The sequence below is a fragment of the Tenacibaculum amylolyticum genome, from assembly GCF_964511145.1.
Classification (GTDB): Bacteria; Bacteroidota; Bacteroidia; order Flavobacteriales; family Flavobacteriaceae; genus Polaribacter; species Polaribacter amylolyticum.
Genome location: NZ_CAZEFZ010000002.1, coordinates 1 through 6,268, shown reverse-complemented (window position 1 = coordinate 6,268; position 6,268 = coordinate 1). Strand labels below are relative to the sequence as shown.

Below are 6,268 nucleotides of genomic sequence, written 5' to 3'. Positions count from 1 at the left end.
ACTAATGGGAACTTAATCACAGACGCCAATAAGGGAATAACGAGTGTTCTGTACAATCACCTTAACATGCCAACGGAGATTAAGTTCAATAACTCGAATACCCAAAAAATAAACTACGTCTATGCTGCTGATAGGACAAAGTTGCGAAAGACTACCAATGACAATGGAGCTATAACAACGACAGACTACAATGGCAACTATGTTTACGAAAACGGTACACTTAAACAGATAACCCAACCAGAAGGATATATTGAGCCTAACGGAAGTTCTTATCAGTATGTGTACAGATATGTTGATATATGGGGCAATACGAGACTGACCTATGCTGACGATAATGGCAATGGAACTATCTCACAATCTGAAATCAGAAGGGAGCAAAATTACTATCCATTCGGTCTAGAACATAAGGGCTACAACAATGTTCTTAATGGAGTAAAGAATAACCTTAAGACCTATCAAAAGCAAGAATTTACAGAAGATTTAGGGCTGAATACTCACGAATGGAAATATCGTGTAAGTGACCCTGCAATCGGTAGGTTCTGGCAGATTGACCCGCTGGCCGAGGATTATATGTACAACTCCACCTATGCATTCCAAGAAAATAAACTTGGCATGGGAGTTGAGTTAGAGGGGTTAGAATTGGCGGAGTGGTTTATGGATAAGGTTTGGCATGGTGTACTAGGCCAACCACGAGGTGGAAATACGTCAACTCACTTAGATAATACCCCTACCAGTTCAACACCAACAAAGAACATTACTGGAAACTACTTTGGTGATGCTCTTTATAAACTAGCAGGTGGTGAGACTATATCTAAAGCGATTGATGGTGATGATAGGGCGCAAGGCCAAGTGATAATGAACGGAATAGTTGCCTTACAGCCTGGCCCTAAAGGAGCGGGAATTGCAGATGACGTTGTTAAAAATACTGCCGATGATGTTGTTAAGGTAGGTAAAGGGGCTGCTAACCCTAAAGTAAAAGCTTCAATAGAAATTGGTAAAAAGGCTCATAAAGATATTCAGTCAAAAGCAGCTGCCAAAGGTTGGGGCGTTGAAGTTCCAATGAAAGACCCTGAGACAGGCAAAACAGTAAGAGCTGATTTGGTTACGCCTGGAGGCAGTCCAGTTGAGATAAAGCCTAATACAAGTTCAGGAAAAGCTAAAGGGAAAAAGCAGTTGCCTCAATATGAAAGAGCAACAGGGAAGAAAGGTAAAGTTATCTATTACGACCCTGAAAAATATAAGAAGAAGAATTAATGAAAAATTATACTGACGATAAGTTTGGGTTTGTATTCCTTTATCCTGATGAATGGACTTGTGAGAAAGAGGATAATGTAATATCTGTTTATGATTCTGAAAACGGTTTAGGAGCATTACAGTTTTCTGTTTACTATGTCGGAAATGACAATGAGATAGATTTAAAAGCTGAATTAGAAGATTTTTTGGAGGATTATGAATCTTTTGAGGTGCATATAACCAATGGCTTTGCTTACTCGAAGTTAAAAGACTCTGAAAGATGGTGGCAGTATTGGTTTTTTCAACGAGGGAACACTTTAATACTTGCTAGTTATAATTGTGAAATCGAAGATGAAGGAAAAGAAGATAGAGCAATCAAGGAGATACTGGATTCTTTTACTCAAAATAGTATAAATTAATTTAATAAAAGAACCGCCTATTAGGTGGTTCTTTGCTTATTATTCTATCTTGACAATCTCCCCTGTAATCTTACCCATATCATTATATGCGGTGTATTTATAAGTGCTATTTGTGGTTGAAGTTATATCAACATTTAATTTTATTCCTATTATAAAATTGAAATTAGGATTGTTTACACCTGTATAGGTCAAGATATATTTACAATCTGATAGCCATTTTACAGAACCTGTAAACTTAACCCCCTTTATATTGTCCTGTTCAGTTTGTATAGAATCAGTCCTTGTTATTACGGTATCTTTTTCATCAGAACCGATATACTTAAAAGTCCCTGTTTTAAATTTAGAGCAATCGCTTGTTTGAGAAAAACCACTAAAGGTTAAAAGGCAAAAGAATACAAAACAATACCTCATAATATCAGGAGTAAGCCTTTTTAGCTTTAGTATCTCGAAGTACGGTATCGATTAATCGAAACAACATATTTTGCGTCTCATCATCAAGGTTTTGAATATCCTGTAAACGCCTCACAGTCTTTTTGTCAAATGTAGCGTTGATACCTTCGCCAACCAGATAATCGAGAGATACATCAAAAGCGTCGGCAATACTTTTGGCAGCTTCGATAGAGGGAATAGCCTCACCACGTTCATACTTGCCAATCATTACTCTTGATACATTAGTTTTATCTGCTAACTCACCTTGAGACCAGTTGTGTTGTTTGCGTAGCTCTTCTATAATCTTACCTGTATTCATGATGTTCTTAATAGTATCAAATGTTAATTAAAATAACATTATATAACAAAAATAGGTAATTAAAAGCGAAATATGTATCTGATAGTTTTGTTATAAATGTAAATAAAGGATATATTTGTATCTGATAATTACATTTGGAAAAGTTTTTAACAATGCTCAATACATCGAATCCAAACAATTATGAGTACACCACCAAGCATTTAGAGCTACACATCTTGGGGGGTATCAAGACCAATAAGTTAGAGACACTTCGCATTACCCTATCTGTCCAGAAGCCCAAATCGCATAATGTACTGCGCCACTCGGTAGACCTTTACAATGACAATCAAGTAGAGAAGCTCGTCAGGAAAATAGCAGAACGTTTGGAGCTAGGCACAAGCGTTGCACGGAGAACATTACAGGACTTGACCAAGGAGCTTGAAAACTACCGTTTTGTATTGTTGGAACAGCAAGCAACACCAACCTATAAAGAACTCACAGCCACAGAACTGCGAGCCGCGGAGGCGTTCTTAAAGAAGAAAGATTTACTAAACCGCACCAATGAGCTTATAGGCAAAAGTGGTGTCATTGGCGAAGTCGATAATCGACTATTAATGTATCTCATTTTTACAAGTCGTAAAACAAATAACCCATTACATTGTATCAGCTTGGGCAGTTCCGGAGTTGGCAAAACACACCTGCAATCTAAAGTTGCAGAGCTGATACCGGAAGAAGATAAAGTGGAAATCACGGTATTGTCCGCCAATGCATTTTACTACTTCAACAGAACCGAGCTACAACATAAACTGATACTCATAGAGGACTTGGATGGTGCAGAATCCGTACTCTATCCATTACGGGAACTGCAATCCAAAAAGCGCATCACAAAAACGGTTGTGCACAAGGACACCAAAGGCACGACCAAAACGATACACCTGACCGTTGAAGGCCCTGTAAGTGTTGCAGGCTGCACCACACAGGAGAGTATCTACGAGGACAACAGCAACCGAAGTTTTTTGCTCTACATAGATGAAAGCCATGAGCAGGATAGCCGTATCATGCAGTACCAACGCTTGGCATCGGCAGGCAAACTGGACAAACAAGCACAAATGGATGCCTTACAATTATTGCAGAACGTACAGCGATGCTTAAAGACGGTAACCGTTATAAATCCGTATGCAGAATACTTGGAGTTGCCACTGTCCGTATTTAAACCAAGAAGAACCAACAGCCATTATTTACAATTTATTGAAGCGATTACCTTTTACAAACAGTACCAACGTGAGCAGAAAGTAAACGAGGACACAGGCGAGGTCTATATTGAAACTACCTTTGAGGATATACAGGAAGCCAACGAACTTATCATTGATGTGCTATTACGTAAGAGTGATACCATAAATGGCGCGACCCGAAACCACCTAGAAAATTTGAAAGCATATTTAAAAGAAAACAATCAGGCAACTTTTACCAATGCAGAAATACGCAGAAACCTACGGGTAAAAGAAACTACATTGAGACGTTACAACAAGCAGTTATTGGAGGAAGGTTACATAAGACGTATCAAAAAGGACAAGGTTAAAAGCTACTGTTTTGAAGTGATAGACCTAGAGGAATATGAGACATTAAAGGCACAAATAGATGAAGCTTTAAATACTTGTTTGCATCGCATCGAAGTCGCCACATCGCCAGTAACTCGCCACCAACAAAATGGCGAACCTAAAAAGAAGAAAGCCAGTTAGTTAACCATAACTCGCCACAAAACCCTAAAAATATAACCGAGTGAAAAAATTAAAGCTACATAACAGAAGCTACAAGGCATTACTGGTATCATTTAAAGAATGGTTGGACATCTTGGGGTATAGTGATAAGGTTGTAAAGTACTCGCCTATTTTTTTACAGGAGTTCTTCTACTGGTTGGAACAGAATGGACATGACAATATTAGCACAATCACACGAAAAAACATCACCGATTATTACACATACTTAAAGCAACGACCTAACCAGAGTTATGGAGGTGCATTGAGTAATCCATCATTGAACGGACATATAAGTGCGCTCAAAAGGTTCAATGAATACCTAAAGAAACACAATGCCAAAAGCCTGTCCATACACTTGCGTTTTGAGAAAAAAGACAGACTAACTGAAATGGATATTGCTACACAGGAAGAAGTAAAGGGACTCTTTGAGGCAACAGCATTTACAAGTCCATTGCAACGGTTCAGGTTACGAGACAAAGCCATATTAGTGATATTGTACAGTTGTGGACTGCGCAGAAATGAGGCAGTAAACTTAAACTTGAACGATGTGCTTTTTGACAAGGAACGCATATTGGTTAGGAAAACCAAGAACTTTAAACAACGGTTCGTACCTATCAACAATTACAATTTACGCATACTGGAAGATTATATCTTCGATGCACGTTTGGAGTTCTATAAAGCCAATGAAAGTGAAGCCTTATTTACCAGCTCCACAGGTGGTAGAATGGGTGGGCAAGCCATAAAGTTGCGACTACGTGCTATTATCAAAGCCACCAACAATAATGACCTTAAAGACAAGCGCATTACACCGCATAAACTACGACACAGCATAGCAACGCATTTACTGGAGCAAGGTGTAACTATTAAGGCAGTCAGCCAATTTTTAGGGCATAGTAGTTTAGAATCCACACAAGTTTACACGCACTTAATCAAACAAGACATCCAATGAGTTACGAAGCATATCTATCAAAGAACCAATACAGCCAAAGTACAATCACAGTTCATAAATTACGCATCAGGCGTTTTAAATCTTGGCTCAAACGTCATGGTATGACGGCACACCAACTGAATTACAGCACCCTATTGAAATATGCTAAATACCTGCAAACAGAAAAGCACTATGAACGTCAATCTACCAATAATGAACTACGAGCAGTTAAGTTATATTATGATTACCTGATGGACAAAGGCGAGTTGGTCGATAATCCAGCAGACGATATGGCCATTAGGGGAAAGCATATCAAAGTCATCAATAATTTATTAAATGAAGAAGAATTAGAGGATTTATATTATAGCTACGATATAGAACATTACGACACCTTTTTTAAAGCTACCAAATTAAGAGATAAAGTAGTATTGGGTTTGATGGTGTTCCAAGGTATCACAGCCATAGAACTCTATCACTTACAGGAAGAATACCTGCAATTAAATAGAGGAAAGATAGACATCCCAAGTACCAGACGAAGCAATGCAAGAACCATGAAATTACAACCCTTACAGATGATGGACTTGATGAACTATATAAATACACAAAGACCCTATCTATCCAAACGAATGACCACAGACAATACAGAGCAATTTGTTTTTGGAACGATTAACCAAGTGTATTGTATCACTCATAGAATTATACGAAACTTAAAACTATACAATCATAAAGTTATTAGCCACTCACAAATACGTTCAAGCTTAATCGTGAATTGGTTATCGAAACATAACTTACGACAGGTGCAATATCTAGCAGGACATCGTTATATATCTTCCACAGAAAAGTATATACAAGACGACTTGGAAAACCTGCACGAAATCGTCAACAACTTCCATCCTATCAGCTAGATAATGTTGCTTAAAAGGGGGTTATAAGGTGTTCACTGCGCACCACTAGGCTCGTTTTTAAAGGTCTTTAAAAACCTTCGCTTCCCCACAACTCCGTTCACCCGCAACTTCCTTTGGTTGCTTATGGCAACAAAACCGTTGCTTCATTGAGGCTCGCCGCTGGTTGCCTCACTCTACTGCACTTTTTTTGGTGGATAATGATTGTATATAAAGCGGTCAAAAAAAGCTTGTGGCACGTCCACGGCAATGCGTAGCTTGCCAGTGTGTCCGTGTCAAGTTCGGCGCTCGCTGGACGGCGA

6 protein-coding genes and 1 pseudogene are annotated in these 6,268 nt (G+C 38.7%); 5 read left to right on the top strand and 2 right to left on the bottom strand.

Annotated elements, in window-relative coordinates:
- A pseudogene (locus tag ACKTTC_RS00720) lies at positions 1 to 1,254 on the top strand (hypothetical protein); the annotation flags it as partial.
- Positions 1,254 to 1,652: a hypothetical protein gene (locus ACKTTC_RS00715; protein ID WP_408037353.1), complete on the top strand. Its 399-nt coding sequence runs from the start codon at positions 1,254 to 1,256 to the stop codon at positions 1,650 to 1,652. The pseudogene ACKTTC_RS00720 and the gene ACKTTC_RS00715, both read left to right, overlap by 1 nt.
- Before the next feature lie 39 nt (positions 1,653 to 1,691).
- Here ACKTTC_RS00715 and ACKTTC_RS00710 read toward each other — a convergent pair whose 3' ends face one another.
- A complete protein-coding gene (locus ACKTTC_RS00710; RefSeq protein WP_408037352.1) occupies positions 1,692 to 2,063 on the bottom strand; it encodes a hypothetical protein in 372 nt (123 codons plus the stop codon).
- A 4-nt stretch (positions 2,064 to 2,067) separates the two neighbouring features.
- On the bottom strand, positions 2,068 to 2,400 hold the full coding sequence (locus tag ACKTTC_RS00705; RefSeq protein ID WP_408037351.1) for a helix-turn-helix domain-containing protein: 333 nt from the start codon (positions 2,398 to 2,400) through the stop codon (positions 2,068 to 2,070).
- 134 nt (positions 2,401 to 2,534) lie between these two features.
- Between ACKTTC_RS00705 and ACKTTC_RS00700 the strand changes: the two genes are divergently transcribed.
- Genes ACKTTC_RS00700 through ACKTTC_RS00690 form a run of 3 tightly spaced genes read left to right on the top strand, consistent with a single transcriptional unit; the run spans position 2,535 to position 5,969 of the window.
- Positions 2,535 to 4,118 (top strand): hypothetical protein, encoded by a 1,584-nt coding sequence (locus tag ACKTTC_RS00700; protein WP_408037350.1) that lies wholly within the window; start codon positions 2,535 to 2,537, stop codon positions 4,116 to 4,118.
- 40 nt (positions 4,119 to 4,158) lie between these two features.
- Positions 4,159 to 5,085, top strand: coding sequence for a tyrosine-type recombinase/integrase (locus ACKTTC_RS00695; protein ID WP_408037348.1), 927 nt, complete (start codon positions 4,159 to 4,161; stop codon positions 5,083 to 5,085).
- On the top strand, positions 5,082 to 5,969 hold the full coding sequence (locus ACKTTC_RS00690) for a tyrosine-type recombinase/integrase (RefSeq protein WP_408037347.1): 888 nt from the start codon (positions 5,082 to 5,084) through the stop codon (positions 5,967 to 5,969). The genes ACKTTC_RS00695 and ACKTTC_RS00690 overlap by 4 nt, the downstream gene beginning before the upstream one ends.
- Positions 5,970 to 6,268: the final 299 nt, after the last annotated feature.

What these genes read in the sequence shown, in the direction of transcription:
- ACKTTC_RS00715 (WP_408037353.1), top strand. Translation starts at nt 1,254, where the DNA reads ATGAAAAATTATACTGACGATAAGTTTGGGTTTGTATTCCTTTATCCT.
- ACKTTC_RS00710 (WP_408037352.1), bottom strand. Translation starts at nt 2,063, where the DNA reads ATGAGGTATTGTTTTGTATTCTTTTGCCTTTTAACCTTTAGTGGTTTT.
- ACKTTC_RS00705 (WP_408037351.1), bottom strand. Translation starts at nt 2,400, where the DNA reads ATGAATACAGGTAAGATTATAGAAGAGCTACGCAAACAACACAACTGG.
- ACKTTC_RS00690 (WP_408037347.1), top strand. Translation starts at nt 5,082, where the DNA reads ATGAGTTACGAAGCATATCTATCAAAGAACCAATACAGCCAAAGTACA.